Consider the following 17006-nt stretch of genomic DNA (forward strand, 5'->3'; position numbering starts at 1 on the left):
TCAGGCTTCGCTGGCGAGCTGCGCCATACGCTGCAGTACCGCATGCAGGCCGTTGCTGCGCGACGGCGACAATTGGCGTTCAAGCCCCAGCTCGCTGAACCAGCCGCGCAGGTCGAGCTGGGCCAGCTCGGCGCTGGCCAGCCCTTGTACCCGCGCCAGCAACAGCGCCAGCAAACCGCGTAACAGACGCGCATCGCTGGTGGCCTTGAAACGCCATTGGCCATCATCGACTACGGCCACCAACCAGACCAGGCTTTCACAGCCGTGGACACGGTTGCTTTCGGTTTTCTCGGTGTCATCCAGTGGCGCCAGGCGCTCGCCCCACTGCATCAGCAAGCGTGCGCGCTGCTCCCAGCCACGGGCTTCGGTGAAGCACGCCAATGCCTCGCGAGCTTGTTCGGGCAGGCTCATCGCAGCAGCTCCAGGCCTTGATCCAGCGCTTCGAAAAGGCGCGCCAGATCGTCACTGTCGTTATACAGCCCCAGCGACACGCGGATCGCGCCCTCAAGGCCGAGACCTTTGAGCAGGGGCATTGCACAGTGATGACCGGCGCGCACGGCGATGCCTTGCTCGGTCAGTACATGGGCGATGTCGGCGTTGTGTACGCCGTCGACGACAAAGCTGACCAGCGCGGTCTGTGGTGCGCCCAGTACGCGAACGCCCTCGCGATCAGCCAGACCGCGCAGCAGGTGCTGGTGCAGGCTTGCTTCGTGGCGCTCGACCGCGTTGGCATCAAGGCTGGCCAGATAGTCCAGCGTGGCGCCCAGGCCAATCACGCCGGCAATCGGTGGCGTGCCGGCTTCGAAGCCGAGCGGCGCAGGACGAAAACTGGCGCTGTGGTAATCCGCCAGTTGGACCATCTCGCCGCCAAACTGCCAATGGCGCAACTGCTGCAGCGCGCGATGCCGGCCGTAGAGCACGCCGACGCCTTCCGGGCCGTACAGTTTGTGGCTGGAGAACACGTAGAAGTCGCAGCCCAGTTGTTGCACGTCGTGGCGTCCATGCACCACGCCCTGAGCGCCATCGACAACGGTCAACGCGCCTTGGGCGCGGGCATGGGCGAGCAGGGCTGGCAGCGGTTGCCAGGTGCCGAGCACATTCGACAGCTGGCTGACCGCCAGCAAGCGTGTACGTGGGCCGATCAGCTGCAGTGCCTGGTCAAGGTCAATCTGGCCTTGCGAGTTCACCGGCAATATCACCAGGCGCAGATTGCGCCGCTGCGCCAGTTGCTGCCAGGGCAACAGGTTGGCGTGGTGCTCCAGCGCACTGATGGCGATCTCGTCGCCGGCATTGAAGCCGTGCTCAAGGCCATAGGCGAGCAGGTTCAGCGCTGAGGTCGCGCCGTGGCTGAAGATGATCTGTTGCGCATCAGCGGCATTCAGCCAGGCAGCCACTTTGTCGCGGCTGGCCTCGAACGCTTGAGTGGCCAGTGCTGCCGGCAGGTGTTGCGCGCGGTGCACATTGGCGGCGCCATGGCTGTAGTAATGGCTCAATGCACCCAGCAGCGCCTGTGGCTTCTGGGTAGTGGCGGCGCTGTCCAGGTAGGTCTGGTGCTGGCGTTGCAAGGCGGCGATCGCGGGGAAGTCGGCGCGCCAGGGGGAGGGCTGAAACATGTTTGCGGGACCTGCAATGAAAATCGGGCCTGGCTTTACGCCAGACCCGATCTTATCACTTCGAACCTGATGGTTCTCAGTTGTGCGCGTGCAGCGCCTCGTTCAGCTCGATTGCCGACTTGTGCGTCTTGCACTCGACTGCGCCGTTGAGCGAGTTGCGACGGAACAGCAGGTCGGTCTGGCCGGCCAGATCACGGGCCTTGACCACCTTGACCAGTTCGTTGTTCTCGTCGAGCAGGTTCACCTTGGTGCCGGCCGTGATGTACAGGCCAGCTTCAACGGTGTTGCGGTCGCCCAGCGGGATACCGATACCGGCGTTGGCGCCGATCAGGCAGCCTTCGCCGACCTTGATGACGATGTTGCCGCCACCGGACAAGGTGCCCATGGTCGAACAACCGCCGCCCAGGTCCGAACCCTTGCCGACGAAGACGCCCGCCGAGACGCGGCCTTCGATCATGCCTGGGCCTTCGGTGCCGGCGTTAAAGTTGACGAAGCCTTCGTGCATGATGGTGGTGCTTTCGCCAACATAGGCGCCCAGACGCACGCGCGCCGCATCGGCGATACGCACGCCGGCCGGGACCACGTAGTCGGTCATTTTCGGGAACTTGTCGACCGAGAACACTTCCAGCAGCTCGCCCTTCAGACGTGCTTCCAGTTGCAGTTCGGCAAGCTCAGCCAGGTCGACCGCGCCACGGTTGGTCCAGGCTACGTTCGGCAGCAGCGGGAAAATGCCGGCCAGGCTCAGGCCGTGCGGCTTGACCAGGCGGTGCGAGAGCAGGTGCAGCTTGAGGTAGGCCTCAGGCGTCGAGGTCAGTGCGCTGTCTTCGGCCAGCAGGGTGGCGACCAGCGGCTTGTGGCTTTCTGCCAGGCGGGTCAGCAGCGCGTACTGGGTAGCGTCGACCGACTTGACCGCATCGGCCAGCTGGCCGGCCTGGGCATTGCTGAACGCGATGGCCTGGTTGCCGCCTTCATAGCCCAGCACCGGGGCGATGGCAGCGATCAGTTCGGCGCTCGGGTTGAGCAGTGGTTGTGCGTAGAACACTTCCAGCCAAGTGCCCTGACGGTTTTGGGTGCCGACACCGAAGGCCAGGCTGAACAGAGTAGTGGACATGCGATTACCTCTTGCGAATAGGGGGGTGGCAGCGCTGTTGGGCTCAGCCCAGCGCAGCGGCGTACAGATCCGGCTTGAAGCCGACCAGGGTGCGTTCGCCAAGGTCGAGCACCGGGCGCTTGATCATCGACGGCTGGGCCAGCATCAATTCGACGGCCTTGACCTGGTCAATGTCGGCTTTGCTGGCATCGTCGAGTTTGCGGAACGTGGTGCCGGCACGGTTGAGCACAACCTGCCAGCCGTGCTCGTTGCACCAGCGGATCAGGCTGTCACGGTCGATGCCTTGGCTTTTATAGTCGTGAAAGGCGTAGTCGATGGCGTGTTCTTCAAGCCAGCTACGCGCCTTTTTCATGGTGTCGCAGGCCTTGATGCCGTAGAGAGTGTAAGCCATTGAATTCAAAGGGTCCGGCGGGTTCACCCAAAACCTCCCCAATATCTCCCGTTGTTTAGTCGGCGGATTATGCGACATCGCTGGGGCTGGCGCCACGGCTGGCTGCCGAATGCCCGCGGTTAAGCGCGTTGAGTAGCACGCTGTTACACATTCTGCGGCAGCCTGCGACTATCGTGCAGCGGCAGGTGGTCTTAATTCCCCGCTAACATATTGTTTCAATTGCGGTCCTAGCGCTGTGAGCGCTTCTCCAATTTGACAGGATTTTTACCGATGCAGTCAGCCTATACCGTCCTCATCCTGCTGACGCTGGTAAGCGTGTCCAAGCTGGTCGGGCGCTTGATCCCACTGCCGTTGCCGTTGGTACAGATCGCGGCAGGCGCACTATTGGCGTGGCCCAGCCTGGGCTTGCATGTGGCATTGGAGCCGGAGCTGTTCCTGTTCCTGTTCCTGCCGCCGCTGCTGTTCGCCGATGGCTGGCGTATCCCCAAGCGGGAGCTGTGGCGCATGCGCGGCCCGGTCATCGCCCTGGCCGTTGGGCTGGTGCTGTTTACCGTGGTCGGCGCGGGTTACTTCATTCATTGGCTGCTGCCGAGCATTCCGCTGCCGGTGGCGTTTGCCCTCGCCGCCGTGCTGTCGCCGACCGATGCAGTGGCCGTCTCGGCCATTGCCCAGGACCGACTGCCGACGCCGTTGATGCACATGCTTCAGGGCGAAGCCTTGCTCAATGATGCCTCGGGCCTGGTGACCTTCAAGTTCGCCCTGGCTGCGGCGATTACCGGGGTGTTTTCGCTCACCGACGCGAGCTTGTCGTTCGTACTGGTGGCCTTGGGAGGGCTGGCCGTCGGCGTGGCGTTGAGCTGGCTGGTAGGGCGGCTACGCGCGTGGATGATCACCCGCGGCTGGGATGATCCGGCCACCCATGTGGTGTTCATGCTGTTGCTGCCGTTCGCGGCCTATGTGCTGGCCGAGCGTCTTGGTGTGTCGGGCATCCTTTCGGCGGTAGCCGCAGGCATGATGCAGAGCTGGCTGGATCTGCTGCCGCGCCAGACCAGCACCCGGCTACTCAATCGCAGCGTCTGGTCGTTGCTTGAGTTCGCCTTCAACGGTTTGATCTTCTTGCTGCTGGGCCTGCAGTTGCCGGACATCATCAAGGCAGTGGTCAGCCACGAAACCTCGCTGTGGCCGGCGCTCGCCTACCGCTGCCTGGAAGTGCTGGCGATCTTTGCGGCGCTGATCGTGCTCCGGTTCATCTGGGTGCAGAGCATCTGGCGGGCGATTGGCGTGGTACGCCGCTGGCGCGGCAAGCCTGAACTGGTATTGGTGCCGACTGCACGTTCCTGCTGGCTGTTGACCCTGGGCGGCGTGCGCGGGGCGGTGACCTTGGCGGGCGTGATGTCGGTGCCGTTGTTGATCAGTGCCGGGGAGGCGTTCCCGCAACGCGACTTGCTGATCTTTATTGCCGCCGGGGTGATTCTGTTGTCGTTGATCAGTGCATGCATTGCCTTGCCGCTGCTCTTGCGCGGCATTACCCAGAGCCCGGACGAGCGCTTGCAGCAGGAAGTGCGGGAGGCGTGGCGGCTGACCGCAGAGGCAGCGATCCATGCCCTCGAAGCCGAGGAAGTGGTCGATGCCAACGCTGCTCAGGATGCGGCTCAGGCAACCTTGGCGGTCGAGCTCAAGGCGCGGCTGATGGCCGAGTATCGCGATGAACTGGCCAGCTACAACGACAGCGCCGAAGCCCGTGAGCTGGCGCACCAGATGGACTTGCTCGAGCGTCGCCTGCGTTTGCGTGCGCTGCGTGCCCAGCGCCTGGAGCTGTATAGCCTGCATCGCCAGCACCTGGTAGGTGATGAGGTCGTGCGCCAGGTGTTGGGCGATCTGGACATGAGCGAGGCCAACCTTGGACAGGTTCGCTAGGTTCAGTCGTGCGGGTAGGCCAGGCGCATCAGCTCAAGGTCCTTTTCGCTGAGCTGGTGGTTGCGTGCGATCTCAAAATCGCCGATGGTCTGCCATTGCGCGACGGCATAATGCATGATCGACAACGGGTCGTAAGCGGTTTTTATCATGGCTGTATCAGCCTGCACGTCCAGATACTGCTGGTGCACATCCTGTGCAGTCCAGCCAGCGGCTTGGAGCGTGGCGATAAGCGCCTGTTCGTTCCACGGGATATTGGCATCAGGGTGGGTGTGTTCGTGCTGTAGTCCGAGGGCGTGGCCGAACTCATGCAGCACTGTACATTCAAACCACTCTTCGCCGGGAGCGACGTTCAGGCACATGGTCTCATCGGTATAGGCCAGCGCATCGGTGCCGAGGTCTGATTGATTGTGCAGGACATCCTTGCCGGTCAGAACCCTGATCTGGGCCTTGGCATCGTTGTCTTCGGCCAGATCCAATTCCAGATTCGCCTCGGACAAGTCAGTCCACTGGCTCGCCAGTTCGAAAATTGCCATTTTCAGGCTTCGATCAGGTGAGCCCATGAACGAGATCCACAGCGTGCGGCCCGGCTCCCACAAGTGCGTGTGTTTGACGAGGCCGCGTTTGTGTCGCCCGCCACTACTTACGCCTCTGTTGCGTGGATTTTCGGCGATCGCCAGGTCGTAGGAGAGCTGCTCTGGGATGCGGTTGCGGCAACAAGGCCGGGAATCGATGATCATCGGGAAAGCTCCTGGTCAACTGATGGACCACGAGCTTCGCCGATCGGCTATGCAGCTGTGCCTTACATATATCAGCTTGTAACTGGCTCAGCGGCGTTCAAGGAAGCGCTGGATACGCGACGCCGCCTCGATGCACTCCTCCAATGGTGCGACCAGGGCCATGCGCACACGGCCTGCGCCTGGGTTGACGCCGTCGACTTCGCGGGACAGGTATGAACCCGGCACGACGGTGACATGCTCAGCTTCGAACAGATCGCGGGTGAAGTCAGCATCGCAACCCGGCACCTTGGCCCACAGGTAGAAGCTGCCATCGGGCCGCTGCACGTCCATAACCGGCTGGAGAATCTCCAGCACGGCGTCGTACTTGGCCCGGTACTGGTCGCGGTTGGCCCGTACGTGAGTTTCGTCCTGCCAGGCGGCCACGCTGGCCAGCTGGGTTTGCACGGGCATGGCGCAGCCGTGATAGGTGCGGTACAGCAAAAACGGCTTGATGATCTGCGCATCGCCCGCGACAAAGCCTGAGCGCAGGCCGGGCAGGTTGGAGCGCTTGGACAGGCTGTGGAACACCACGCAGCGCTTGAAGTCGCTGCGACCCAGCTCGGCGCACGCGGTGAGCAGGCCCGGCGGCGGGTTTTCCTCGTCGAAGTACAGCTCGCTGTAGCATTCGTCGGAGGCAATCACGAAGTCGTGCTCGTCGGCCAGGGCGATCAGCTTTTTCAGCGTGTCCAGCGGCACCAGCGCGCCGGTCGGGTTGCCTGGCGAGCACAGGAACAGGATCTGGCAGCGTTGCCAGGTCTCGGCCGACACTGCGTCGAAGTCAGGGTTGAAACCGTTGTCTTCCAGGCACGGCAGGTAGTGCGGGGTGGCACCGGCCAGCAGCGCTGCACCTTCGTAGATCTGGTAGAACGGGTTGGGGCTGATCACCAGGCCATCGTCGGCGCGGTTGACCACCGCCTGGGTGAATGCAAACAGGGCCTCGCGGGTACCGTTGACCGGCAGGATGTGACGGTCAGCGTCAAGCCAGCCGCCGGGCACATTGAAGCGGCGTTCGCACCACTGGCCAATCGCCTGACGCAGGGCCGGCAAGCCCAGCGTGCTGGGATACACCGCCAGCTTGTCGAGGTTGTCTGACAGAGCCTTGGCTACAAAGGCGGGCGACTCGTGCTTGGGTTCGCCGATCGACAGGGCAATGGCACGTTTGTCAGCGGCGGGCTGCACGCTGCCGAGCAGGGCGCGCAGCTTCTCGAACGGGTAGGGCTGCAGCTGGGTCATGGCTTGGTTCATCGGCACGAGGTCTCGTCAATCATCTAGATAGTCAGGCGGGCAGGGCTGTTGTCGCTGCCTTGGCTGGGCTGCAACTGCTGGACCAGCGCTTCTTGCAGGCGGCTGCACAGTTGCGGGTCGGACAGCGGCTGGTTGTTGGCGTCGGTAATGAAGAACACGTCTTCGACCCGCTCGCCGAGAGTGGCGATCTTGGCGTTTTGCAGCGACAGGTCGAACTCGAGGAAGATCCGCCCGATCCGTGCCAGCAGGCCAGGCCGGTCGGGAGCCGTGATCTCGAGAATGGTCACCGCGCGCTGGGCATCATTGAGGATGGTCACCTGCGGCGCAAAGGTGAAGTGCTTGAGCTGACGCGGGACTCGCCGCTGGATGATGGTCGGGTAGTCTTCCGGGTTGCGCAAGGCTTCGGTCAAACCGTCGCGAATCTGCTTGACCCGCTGCGGATTGTCGCCGATCGAGCCGCCGTCGTTGTCCAGCACGATGTAGGTGTCGAGGGTGAACTGGCTGCTCGAAGTGATGATGCGCGCGTCGTGGATGTTCAGGTTCAGCTGCGACATCGCCGCCACCGTCACCGCAAAGAAGTCGTGCTGGTCGGGCGCATAGATGAAGATCTGCGTGCCACCTTCGAACTCGCGCTGGGTGGTTTCCTTGATCAGCACCAGCGGGCCGCCGTCAGCCGGCTGCTGCAGGATTGCATCGCTGTGCCAGGCGACGTCGGCGGCGGTGTGCTTGAGGAAGTAGTCGTCACCCAGTTGCGACCAGAGCTGCTCGACGTCGTCCGGGTCGGTGCCTTCGCGGATCAGGATGTCCAGCGCAGCGCTTTGTGTCTGGCGGATCTGCTCTTCGCGGTCGAGCGGGTTTTCCAGGCCGCGGCGCAGGGCACGCTTGGTCTCGCTGTAAAGCTGGCGCAGCAGGCTGGCGCGCCAGGAGTTCCACAGCGTCGGGTTGGTCGCGTTGATGTCGGCAACGGTCAGTACGTAGAGATAGTCGAGGCGCGTTTCATCGCCGACGTGCAGGGCAAAATCATTGATCACCTGCGGGTCGGAGAGGTCCTTGCGCTGGGCCGTGGTCGACATCATCAGATGGTTGCGCACCAGCCAGACGATCAGCCGAGTGTCCCAGGTCGGCAGCTGGTGGCGTTCGCCGAACGCCTGCGCATCGACTGCACCGAGCTCGGAGTGGTCGCCCTGACGGCCCTTGCCGATGTCGTGATAGAGCCCGGCCAGGTAGATCAGCTCGGGTTTGGGCAGACGGCCCATGAGCTTGCTGGCCAGCGGGAATTTCTCTGATACCGGGGTGTACTGCAATTTGCGCAGGTGCTTGATCAGGTTGAGCGTATGCGCATCGACCGTATAGATGTGGAACAGGTCATGCTGCATCTGCCCGACGATCAGGCCGAACTCGGGCAGGTAACGGCCAAGAATGCCGTAGCGGTTCATCCGGCGCAGGTTGCGGTGGATGCCGATCTCGCACTTGAACAGCTCGATGAACAGGCTGGTGTTGCGGATATCGTTGCGAAAGTCATCGTCGATCAAGTGTCGATGGGCGCGCAGCAGGCGCACGGTATCGGCGCGCACGCCCTTGATTTCGGGGTGCTGGGCCATCAGCACGAACATCTCGAGCATGGCAAACGGGGTGCGCTTGAACACGTTCTGATGGGCGGCCTCGATGTAGCCATCATGCAGCCGAAAGCGGGCGTTGAGCGGCTGGGTGGTGCCGCTGTCTTCGTCCGCCAGAATCACTTCTTCGAAATGTTGGATGATCAGGTCGCAGAGCTGGCTGATGCTCATCACCACCCGATAGTACTGCTGCATGAACTGTTCGATGGCACGCTTGGGGTTTTCGTCGCTGAAGCCGAGCAAGGCGGCGATGCTGCGCTGGTGATCGAACAGCAGGCGGTCTTCGGCGCGGCCGGCGAGCATGTGCAGGGCATAGCGCACCCGCCAGACAAACGCCTGGGACGATGCCAGCAGTTCGTTTTCGCTTTCCAATAGGAAGCCTTCGCCGGCCAGGGCGTGCAGGTTCAAGGTGCCGTACTGGCGGCGCGCGACCCAAAGCACGGTCTGGATATCACGCAGCCCCCCGGGCGAGCCCTTGACGTTGGGTTCGAGGTTGTATTCGGTGTCGTTGTACTTGTGGTGGCGGGCCTTGAGTTCGGCGCGCTTGGCCAGGAAGAACTCCTTGCTCGGCCACAGGTGCGAGGTACTGGTGGCCTCGAGCATGCGCTGGCGCAGGGCTTCGGGGCCGCAAATGGTGCGGCTTTCCATCAGGTTGGTGATCACCGTCAGGTCGGCGCGGGCCTGCTCGACGCACTCGTCGACACTGCGCACGCTCTGGCCGACTTCAAGGCCGATGTCCCAGAGCAGGGTCAGTAGCTGTTCGATGGCGTCGCGATACTGCTCGTGCTGGGCGCCGTCGAGCAGAATCAGCAGGTCGATGTCCGAGTACGGGTGCAGTTCGCCGCGGCCATAGCCGCCCACGGCGATCAGGGCGATCGCTTCGGGTGGTTGCCAGTCGAACTGGCTCCAGGCCTGTTGCAGGATGTTGTCGACGAACCAGGCGCGATCTTCGATCAGCCGGCGGATGTCACGGCCTTCGCGAAAGCGCCGATCGAGCACCTCGCGGGCCAGGCGGATAGCCTTCTTGAAGGCAGCGATGGGGCTTGCCTTGAGCGCCAGTTCCGCCTGGAACTGGCCGCGGTCGAACAGCTCGGGATCCACCTGGGGCATCGAGTCGCTTTCCTGAAAGTGTTAGGCCGACTTGCGGGGGATGGTGTCGTCTTTGCGCAGGGTGAAGATCTCGTAACCGGTCGCGGTAACCACTAGGGTGTGCTCCCACTGCGCCGACAGCTTGCGGTCCTTGGTGATGGCCGTCCAGCCGTCGCCCAGTACTTTGGTGTCGGCCTTGCCCTGATTGATCATCGGCTCGATGGTGAAGGTCATGCCTTCCTTGAGTTCCATGCCGGTGCCGGCACGGCCGTAGTGCAGGATCTGCGGTTCTTCATGGAAAACCTTGCCAATGCCGTGACCGCAGAACTCGCGCACCACCGAAAAACCGTTCTTCTCGGCGTGCTTCTGGATCACTTCGCCGATGTCGCCCAGACGGCAGCCCGGCTTGACCAGCTCGATCGCCTTGTACATGCATTCCTGGGTGACCTGGGACAGGCGCTCGGCCCACACCGGCACGGTGCCGACATGGAACATGCGGCTGGTATCGCCGTGGTAGCCGTCCTTGATCACGGTCACGTCGATGTTCAGCGTGTCGCCATCCTTCAACGGCTTGTCGTTGGGGATGCCATGGCAGACCACGTGATTGATCGAGGTGCAGATCGACTTCGGGTAGCCTTTGTAGTTGAGCGGGGCCGGGATGGCCTGCTGAATGTTGACGATGTAGTCGTGGCACAGGCGGTCGAGCGCTTCGGTGGTAACGCCGGGCTTGACGTGTGGCTCGATCATCTCCAGCACTTCAGCGGCCAGGCGGCCGGCGATGCGCATCTTTTCGATGTCTTCTGCAGTCTTGATGGTAACGGTCATTGACAGGCTCTCTACGGCGCCGTGCAGGGCGCGAACAAACGGGAAAGGCCAGATTCTACCAGAGCGAGGCGCCCATCTGTCGGCAGAAAGGCCCGCTGGCGGCTCTCTATATGAGGCATTTTGGCGCGATTGCGGGCCCGCTGCAAAAAGCACTGACGGACGCGACAGGATTGCAGTTCCGTCAGCGCCGAGTCTGTGGTATAAAGTGCGCCGCTTTCGGGGACGACCTCGACTGCCTTAACCCACACACGTGTCGACACGATGACCTGGGTGCCCCGACCGCTTCGGCGACGTGGGTTGGTCATTGGGATACGTGGAGGCCCAACCCGACTTATCAAGGAACAATCATGTCCCAAGTCAATATGCGCGATATGCTGAAGGCCGGTGTGCACTTCGGTCACCAGACCCGTTACTGGAACCCGAAAATGGGTAAATACATTTTCGGCGCGCGTAACAAGATTCACATCATCAACCTGGAAAAAACCCTGCCGATGTTCAACGACGCTCTGTCGTTCGTCGAGCGCCTGGCCCAGGGCAAAAACAAGATCCTGTTCGTCGGCACCAAGCGTTCCGCCGGCAAACTGGTCGCCGAGCACGCTGCTCGCAGTGGTTCGCCATACGTCGACCACCGCTGGTTGGGCGGCATGCTGACCAACTACAAGACCATCCGCGCTTCGATCAAGCGTCTGCGTGATCTTGAAGTCCAGGCTGAAGACGGTACCTTCGCCAAGCTGACCAAGAAAGAAGCTCTGATGCGTTCGCGCGATCTGGAGAAACTGGACCGCAGCCTGGGTGGTATCAAGGACATGGGCGGTCTGCCTGACGCACTGTTCGTCATCGACGTTGATCACGAGCGCATCGCGATCACCGAAGCCAACAAGCTGGGCATCCCGGTTATCGGCGTTGTCGATACCAACAGCAGCCCGGAAGGTGTTGATTACATCATCCCAGGCAACGATGACGCCATCCGCGCAATCGAGCTGTACATGGCTTCGATGGCTGACGCCATCATCCGCGGCCGCAACCATGTTGCTGGCGGCACCGAAGTCTATGTTGAAGAAGCAGCGGCACCAGCTGCTGAGTAATTGACGCCTGGCGTCTACTTGGCACGCGAAAAGGGGGCTTGGCCCCCTTTTTGCCACCTGAAATCCTCCTGTCAGCAATACCGCCGCATGATGACCTCCTGCTGGCAACAAGACAGTGGATTAGCAGAATTGAACGCCCGTGACGAGCGGGTGGAATGGTTGAAAAACTTTCCAAGAGGATTTTGAAATGGCAGCAATTACTGCAGCGCTGGTCAAAGAACTGCGCGAGCGTACCGGCGAAGGCATGATGGATTGCAAGAAAGCCCTGGAAAAGGCTGACGGCGATATCGAAAAAGCCATTGACGACATGCGTGCCTCCGGCGCCATCAAGGCCGCCAAAAAGGCTGGCAACGTTGCCGCTGAAGGCGCTATCGCCATCAAGGCCGACGACAAGTCCGCCGTCCTGCTGGAAGTGAACTCGCAGACCGACTTCCTGGCTCTGCAAGACGACTTCAAAAACTTCGTTGCTGAAAGCGTGGAACAGGCTTTCAACGACAAGCTGACCGACGCTGCCCCGCTGATCGCTGCGCGCGAATCGGCGCGTGAAGCACTGGTCGCCAAGGTTGGTGAGAACGTCAACATCCGTCGCCTGGTGCGCGTTGAGGGTGACGTTGTTGGTGCCTACCTGCACGGCAACAAGATCGGTGTTGCGGTTGTTCTGAAGGGCGGCGATGTTCAGCTGGCCAAAGAAATCGCCATGCACGTTGCTGCGTCGAACCCTGAGTTCCTCGATTCGTCGGAAATCTCCGCCGAGGCCATCGAGCGCGAGAAGGCTGTGTTCCTGCAGCTGAACGCTGACAAGATCGCCGGCAAGCCGGAAAACATCGTTGAGAACATGATCAACGGTCGTATCACCAAGTTCAAAGCCGAAGCCTCGCTGAAAGAGCAAGCTTTCGTCATGAACCCGGAGATCAAAGTCGGCGAACTGGCCAAGAAAGCCGGTGCTGAAATCGTTTCCTTCACCTACTTCAAAGTAGGCGAAGGCATCGAGAAGCCGGTCGACAACTTCGCTGAAGAAGTTGCCGCCCAGCTGGCTGCTGCCAAGCAGTAAGACAGCCTCGTCTGTCGCCCCAAAGAGGCTGCCCGCTCACGCGCGCAGCCTCTTTGTCAAACCGGCACCAGGTTTATCCGGCCTGGTACCGCTGGCGCTGAAGCAGCGCCACGCTACAGTTAGCTGGCTGTAACCCAGCCCGCGCAGAATTTTCTTAAAAACGCCGCAGGAGAGACTCGCAATGGCTCAGCAGGTGAGTGGTCGCCAACCTCGCTATAAACGCATTTTGCTCAAACTTAGCGGCGAGGCCCTGATGGGCTCGGAAGAGTTCGGGATCGACCCGAAAGTGTTGGACCGCATGGCCCTCGAAGTGGGGCAGCTGGTCGGCATCGGTGTCCAGGTGGGCCTGGTCATCGGCGGCGGCAACCTGTTCCGCGGTGCAGCGCTCAGCGCCGCCGGCATGGATCGGGTTACCGGCGACCACATGGGCATGCTCGCCACGGTGATGAATGGCCTGGCCATGCGCGACGCCCTCGAGCGTTCGAACATCCCGGCACTGGTCATGTCGGCCATCTCCATGGTCGGCGTCACCGACCATTACGATCGTCGCAAAGCTATTCGCCACCTCAACTCCGGGGATGTGGTAATTTTCTCCGCCGGTACCGGCAACCCGTTCTTCACCACCGACTCCGCAGCCTGCCTGCGCGGCATCGAAATCGATGCAGATGTGGTGCTGAAGGCGACCAAGGTCGACGGTGTGTACACTGCCGATCCATTCAAGGATCCGCACGCCGAGAAGTTCGATCGCCTCACCTATGATGAGGTTCTGGATCGCAAGCTGGGTGTGATGGACCTGACCGCAATCTGTCTGTGCCGCGACCACAAGATGCCATTGCGTGTATTCAACATGAACAAGCCTGGCGCCCTGCTGAATATCGTGGTGGGTGGCGCTGAAGGTACTTTGATCGAGGAAGGCCAAGCATGATCAACGAAATCAAGAAAGATGCTCAGGAACGTATGACCAAGTCGCTGGAATCGCTCCAGCATGCGTTCAGCCGCATCCGCACCGGTGTTGCTCACCCAAGCATTCTCGAAGGCGTGATGGTGCCGTACTACGGTGCGGATACGCCGATCAAGCAAGTGGCCAGCATCACCGTCAAGGATTCACGCACCCTGCAGGTCGTTGCTTTCGAGCGCAACATGCTCAGCGCGGTCGACAAGGCTATCGGTAGCGCAGGCCTCAACCTGAACCCGACCAACCTGGGCGAGCTGCTGCTGATCACCATGCCAGCCCTTACCGAAGAAACCCGCAGGGGCTTCACCAAGCAGGCTCGTGAAGCTGCCGAAGATGGCCGTGTCGCCGTGCGCAACATCCGTCGTGATGCGCTCAGCCAGCTCAAGGACCTGGTCAAGGAAAAGGAAATCAGCGAAGACGAAGAGCGTCGTGCGGCTGATGACATCCAGAAACTGACCGACAAGTTCGTCGCGGATATCGAGACTGCCGTGAAGGCGAAGGAAAAGGACCTGATGGCCGTCTGAGGCCAGGGTTCTCTTCATGGAAAAGACCAAGCAAGCGGCGCCGTCAGGGGTGCCGCGTCACGTCGCGATCATCATGGACGGCAACAATCGCTGGGCGAAGAAGCGTCTGCTGCCCGGTGTTGCCGGGCATAAAGCTGGCGTGGATGCTGTGCGCGCGGTGATTGAAGTATGTGCCGAGGCGGGTGTCGAAGTCCTGACCCTGTTCGCCTTCTCCAGTGAAAACTGGCAACGCCCGGCCGATGAAGTCGGCGCATTGATGGAGTTGTTTTTCACGGCCTTGCGCCGCGAAGCCCGGCGCCTCAATGACAACAACATCAGCCTGCGCATCATCGGTGATCGCAGCCGCTTTCATCCGGAGCTGCAGGCCGCCATGCGCGAGGCCGAAGCGGCAACCGCCGGCAGCAATCGCTTCATCCTGCAGGTCGCTGCCAATTATGGTGGTCAGTGGGATATCGCCCAGGCAGCGCAACGGCTGGCCCGTGAGGTGCAGGCTGGGCATCTGCGCCCGGATGACATCACTCCGGGGTTGTTGCAGGCCTGTCTGTCGACCGGCGACCTGCCGCTGCCTGACTTGTGTATTCGTACCGGCGGCGAGCATCGCATCAGTAACTTCCTGTTGTGGCAGCTGGCCTACGCCGAGCTGTATTTCTCCGACCTGTTCTGGCCGGACTTCAAACACGAGGCCATGCGTACCGCGCTGGCCGATTTCGCTTCGCGCCAACGCCGCTTCGGGAAAACCAGCGAGCAGGTCGAGGCTGGAGCTCGTGCTTAATGCTTAAACAACGCATCATTACTGCGCTGATCCTGCTGCCGATTGCACTGGCTGGATTCTTTCTTCTGCAGGGCGGCGACTTCGCCCTGTTCATCGGCTGTGTGGTCACCTTGGGCGCCTGGGAATGGGCGCGTCTGGCCGGCTTGATGGCTCAACCAATGCGCATCGCTTATGCCGCTGTGGTGGCGGCGGCGTTGATGCTGCTGTACCTGTTGCCCGAACTGGCGCCTTGGGTGCTCGGCGCAGCGGTGATCTGGTGGGGGTTGGCGACCTGGCTGGTGCTGACCTACCCGCGCAGCAGCGAACTGTGGTCGAGTGCCGCCTGCCGCCTGCTGATCGGCTTGCTGGTGCTGCTGCCGGCCTGGCAAGGCCTGGTGTTGCTCAAGCACTGGCCGCTGGGCAACTTCCTGATTCTCTCGGTGATGGTGCTGGTGTGGTCTGCCGACATCGGTGCGTACTTTTCCGGTCGCGCGTTCGGCAAGCGCAAGCTGGCCCCTCACGTCAGCCCCGGCAAGAGCTGGGAAGGCGTGTATGGCGGCCTTGCCGTCAGCCTGCTGATCGCCTTGGGCGTAGGCCTGGTGCGTGACTGGAGCATCGGCCAGCTGCTGTTGGGGCTGCTGGGTGCGGTAGTGGTGGTGATGGCTTCGGTGGTGGGTGATCTCACTGAAAGCATGTTCAAGCGCCGCGAAGGCATCAAGGACAGCAGCAACCTGCTGCCTGGCCATGGTGGTGTGCTTGACCGCATTGACAGCCTGACCGCTGCCATCCCGATGTTCGCCGTGCTGCTGTGGGCCGCTGAATGGGGTGTCATGTGAGCCGTAGGCAACGGATCACGGTGCTTGGCGCTACCGGTTCGATTGGTCTGAGCACGCTTGACGTGATTGGCCGTCACCCAGAGCGCTACCAGGTATTTGCGCTCAGCGGCTATTCCCAGGTCGAGCAGCTGCTGGCGCTGTGTTTGCGCCATAGCCCAGCGTTTGCTGTGGTACCAAGCGCTGACGCTGCGCTGCGCCTGCGTGCGGATCTGGCGGCGGCGGGCAGTGCTACCGAGGTGCTCGAAGGCGAGGCCGGCCTGTGTCAGGTGGCTGCAGCCAGCGAAGTCGACGCGGTAATGGCTGCGATCGTCGGTGCTGCTGGCTTGCGTCCAACCCTGGCGGCGGTTGAGGCCGGCAAGAAGGTTCTGCTCGCCAACAAGGAAGCGCTGGTTATGTCCGGCGCGTTGTTCATGGACGCAGTACGGCGCAGTGGCGCGGTGTTGCTGCCGATCGACAGCGAGCACAATGCCATTTTCCAATGCTTGCCCGGCGATTATGCGCGTGGTCTGGGTGCAGTTGGCGTGCGCCGCATCTTGCTGACGGCCTCCGGCGGGCCGTTCCGCGAAACGCCATCGGCGCAGCTTGAAACAGTCACGCCCGAGCAGGCCTGTGCCCATCCCAACTGGTCGATGGGGCGCAAGATTTCGGTCGACTCGGCGAGCATGATGAACAAGGGCCTCGAGTTGATCGAGGCGTGCTGGCTGTTCGATGCTGCGCCAGCTCAGGTCGAAGTCGTGGTGCATCCGCAAAGCGTGATCCACTCATTGGTGGATTACGTCGATGGTTCGGTGCTCGCCCAATTGGGTAATCCGGACATGCGCACGCCGATTGCCAATGCGCTGGCCTGGCCAGAGCGGATCGACTCCGGCGTTGCCCCGCTTGACCTGTTTGCCATTGCCCGGCTGGATTTCCAGGCGCCCGATCCGCAACGCTTCCCCTGCCTGCGCCTGGCGCGTCAGGCGGCAGAAGCCGGCCACAGTGCACCTGCGGTACTCAATGCGGCCAATGAAGTGGCAGTTGAGGCATTTTTGCAGCGGCGTATCCGCTTCCCGGAGATCGCGGGTATGATCGAGCAGGTGCTCGAACAGGAGCCAGTTGTGCCACTGACGTCGCTGGATGCGGTGTTTGGCGCCGACCAGCGCGCGCGGGAGCTGTCCCGGGAATGGCTGCGGCGGAACGGCCGCTGATGCGTGCTCGCTCCAGGGTTGTCCTGAACGTCTT

16 protein-coding genes are annotated in these 17006 nt (G+C 61.9%); 8 read left to right on the top strand and 8 right to left on the bottom strand.

Annotated features, from left to right (window positions below; all coding sequences use genetic code 11):
- From IDM28_RS05555 to IDM28_RS05570, 4 genes are all read right to left on the bottom strand, one after another.
- Positions 1 to 411, bottom strand: coding sequence for a SufE family protein (locus tag IDM28_RS05555; protein WP_150570841.1), 411 nt, complete (start codon positions 409 to 411; stop codon positions 1 to 3).
- The gene (locus tag IDM28_RS05560; protein ID WP_188035521.1) at positions 408 to 1613 is read right to left on the bottom strand and encodes a cysteine desulfurase; all 1206 of its coding nucleotides are present in this window, start codon (positions 1611 to 1613) and stop codon (positions 408 to 410) included. The genes IDM28_RS05555 and IDM28_RS05560 overlap by 4 nt, the downstream gene beginning before the upstream one ends.
- 76 nt (positions 1614 to 1689) lie before the next feature.
- Positions 1690 to 2724 carry a 2,3,4,5-tetrahydropyridine-2,6-dicarboxylate N-succinyltransferase gene (gene dapD / locus IDM28_RS05565; protein ID WP_101317221.1) on the bottom strand — a complete coding sequence of 345 codons (1035 nt, stop codon included), beginning with the start codon at positions 2722 to 2724 and terminating at the stop codon, positions 1690 to 1692.
- Positions 2725 to 2767: 43 nt separating this feature from the next.
- Positions 2768 to 3115: an ArsC family reductase gene (locus IDM28_RS05570; RefSeq protein WP_188035522.1), complete on the bottom strand. Its 348-nt coding sequence runs from the start codon at positions 3113 to 3115 to the stop codon at positions 2768 to 2770.
- 270 nt (positions 3116 to 3385) lie between these two features.
- On the opposite strand from IDM28_RS05570, the gene IDM28_RS05575 reads away from it, so the two are divergent.
- The gene (locus tag IDM28_RS05575) at positions 3386 to 5032 is read left to right on the top strand and encodes a Na+/H+ antiporter (RefSeq protein ID WP_150570843.1); all 1647 of its coding nucleotides are present in this window, start codon (positions 3386 to 3388) and stop codon (positions 5030 to 5032) included.
- Positions 5033 to 5034: 2 nt separating this feature from the next.
- Here IDM28_RS05575 and IDM28_RS05580 read toward each other — a convergent pair whose 3' ends face one another.
- The 4 genes from IDM28_RS05580 to map form a co-directional block, all read right to left on the bottom strand.
- Positions 5035 to 5769, bottom strand: a complete 735-nt coding sequence (locus IDM28_RS05580; RefSeq protein WP_150572029.1) for a M12 family metallopeptidase — start codon at positions 5767 to 5769, stop codon at positions 5035 to 5037.
- Positions 5770 to 5856: 87 nt separating this feature from the next.
- The gene (gene dapC / locus IDM28_RS05585) at positions 5857 to 7053 is read right to left on the bottom strand and encodes a succinyldiaminopimelate transaminase (RefSeq protein WP_188035523.1); all 1197 of its coding nucleotides are present in this window, start codon (positions 7051 to 7053) and stop codon (positions 5857 to 5859) included.
- A gap of 23 nt (positions 7054 to 7076) precedes the next feature.
- Positions 7077 to 9779, bottom strand: coding sequence for a [protein-PII] uridylyltransferase (locus IDM28_RS05590; protein ID WP_101317232.1), 2703 nt, complete (start codon positions 9777 to 9779; stop codon positions 7077 to 7079).
- Between the two features lie 21 nt (positions 9780 to 9800).
- Complete coding sequence (gene map / locus IDM28_RS05595) at positions 9801 to 10583, bottom strand: type I methionyl aminopeptidase (protein ID WP_188035524.1); 783 nt, start codon at positions 10581 to 10583, stop codon at positions 9801 to 9803.
- A 347-nt stretch (positions 10584 to 10930) separates the two neighbouring features.
- Between map and rpsB the strand changes: the two genes are divergently transcribed.
- The 7 genes from rpsB (at position 10931) to ispC (ending at position 16972) form a co-directional block, all read left to right on the top strand.
- Positions 10931 to 11668, top strand: a complete 738-nt coding sequence (rpsB, locus tag IDM28_RS05600; protein ID WP_101317236.1) for a 30S ribosomal protein S2 — start codon at positions 10931 to 10933, stop codon at positions 11666 to 11668.
- 187 nt (positions 11669 to 11855) lie between these two features.
- Entirely contained in the window at positions 11856 to 12719 is an 864-nt protein-coding gene (gene tsf / locus IDM28_RS05605) for a translation elongation factor Ts (RefSeq protein WP_101317239.1), read from the top strand.
- Between the two features lie 181 nt (positions 12720 to 12900).
- The gene (pyrH, locus tag IDM28_RS05610; RefSeq protein ID WP_101317241.1) at positions 12901 to 13644 is read left to right on the top strand and encodes a UMP kinase; all 744 of its coding nucleotides are present in this window, start codon (positions 12901 to 12903) and stop codon (positions 13642 to 13644) included.
- Entirely contained in the window at positions 13641 to 14198 is a 558-nt protein-coding gene (gene frr, locus IDM28_RS05615; protein WP_150572028.1) for a ribosome recycling factor, read from the top strand. The genes pyrH and frr overlap by 4 nt, the downstream gene beginning before the upstream one ends.
- Before the next feature lie 16 nt (positions 14199 to 14214).
- Positions 14215 to 14970: a polyprenyl diphosphate synthase gene (gene uppS / locus IDM28_RS05620; protein ID WP_103436325.1), complete on the top strand. Its 756-nt coding sequence runs from the start codon at positions 14215 to 14217 to the stop codon at positions 14968 to 14970.
- The gene (locus tag IDM28_RS05625; RefSeq protein ID WP_101317247.1) at positions 14970 to 15785 is read left to right on the top strand and encodes a phosphatidate cytidylyltransferase; all 816 of its coding nucleotides are present in this window, start codon (positions 14970 to 14972) and stop codon (positions 15783 to 15785) included. The genes uppS and IDM28_RS05625 overlap by 1 nt, the downstream gene beginning before the upstream one ends.
- A complete protein-coding gene (ispC, locus tag IDM28_RS05630; protein ID WP_188035525.1) occupies positions 15782 to 16972 on the top strand; it encodes a 1-deoxy-D-xylulose-5-phosphate reductoisomerase in 1191 nt (396 codons plus the stop codon). The genes IDM28_RS05625 and ispC overlap by 4 nt, the downstream gene beginning before the upstream one ends.
- Positions 16973 to 17006 lie beyond the last annotated feature (34 nt).

This window comes from Pseudomonas sp. EZ-C24 (assembly GCF_014525325.1).
Lineage (GTDB): Bacteria > Pseudomonadota > Gammaproteobacteria > Pseudomonadales > Pseudomonadaceae > Aquipseudomonas > Aquipseudomonas shirazensis.

Coding starts and splice junctions, on each gene's coding strand:
- IDM28_RS05625 (WP_101317247.1), top strand. CDS start 14,970: ATGCTTAAACAACGCATCATTACTGCGCTGATCCTGCTGCCGATTGCA.
- IDM28_RS05555 (WP_150570841.1), bottom strand. CDS start 411: ATGAGCCTGCCCGAACAAGCTCGCGAGGCATTGGCGTGCTTCACCGAA.
- IDM28_RS05580 (WP_150572029.1), bottom strand. CDS start 5,769: ATGATCATCGATTCCCGGCCTTGTTGCCGCAACCGCATCCCAGAGCAG.
- uppS (WP_103436325.1), top strand. CDS start 14,215: ATGGAAAAGACCAAGCAAGCGGCGCCGTCAGGGGTGCCGCGTCACGTC.
- IDM28_RS05570 (WP_188035522.1), bottom strand. CDS start 3,115: ATGGCTTACACTCTCTACGGCATCAAGGCCTGCGACACCATGAAAAAG.
- frr (WP_150572028.1), top strand. CDS start 13,641: ATGATCAACGAAATCAAGAAAGATGCTCAGGAACGTATGACCAAGTCG.
- map (WP_188035524.1), bottom strand. CDS start 10,583: ATGACCGTTACCATCAAGACTGCAGAAGACATCGAAAAGATGCGCATC.
- rpsB (WP_101317236.1), top strand. CDS start 10,931: ATGTCCCAAGTCAATATGCGCGATATGCTGAAGGCCGGTGTGCACTTC.
- pyrH (WP_101317241.1), top strand. CDS start 12,901: ATGGCTCAGCAGGTGAGTGGTCGCCAACCTCGCTATAAACGCATTTTG.
- dapC (WP_188035523.1), bottom strand. CDS start 7,053: ATGAACCAAGCCATGACCCAGCTGCAGCCCTACCCGTTCGAGAAGCTG.
- dapD (WP_101317221.1), bottom strand. CDS start 2,724: ATGTCCACTACTCTGTTCAGCCTGGCCTTCGGTGTCGGCACCCAAAAC.
- IDM28_RS05575 (WP_150570843.1), top strand. CDS start 3,386: ATGCAGTCAGCCTATACCGTCCTCATCCTGCTGACGCTGGTAAGCGTG.
- tsf (WP_101317239.1), top strand. CDS start 11,856: ATGGCAGCAATTACTGCAGCGCTGGTCAAAGAACTGCGCGAGCGTACC.
- IDM28_RS05590 (WP_101317232.1), bottom strand. CDS start 9,779: ATGCCCCAGGTGGATCCCGAGCTGTTCGACCGCGGCCAGTTCCAGGCG.
- IDM28_RS05560 (WP_188035521.1), bottom strand. CDS start 1,613: ATGTTTCAGCCCTCCCCCTGGCGCGCCGACTTCCCCGCGATCGCCGCC.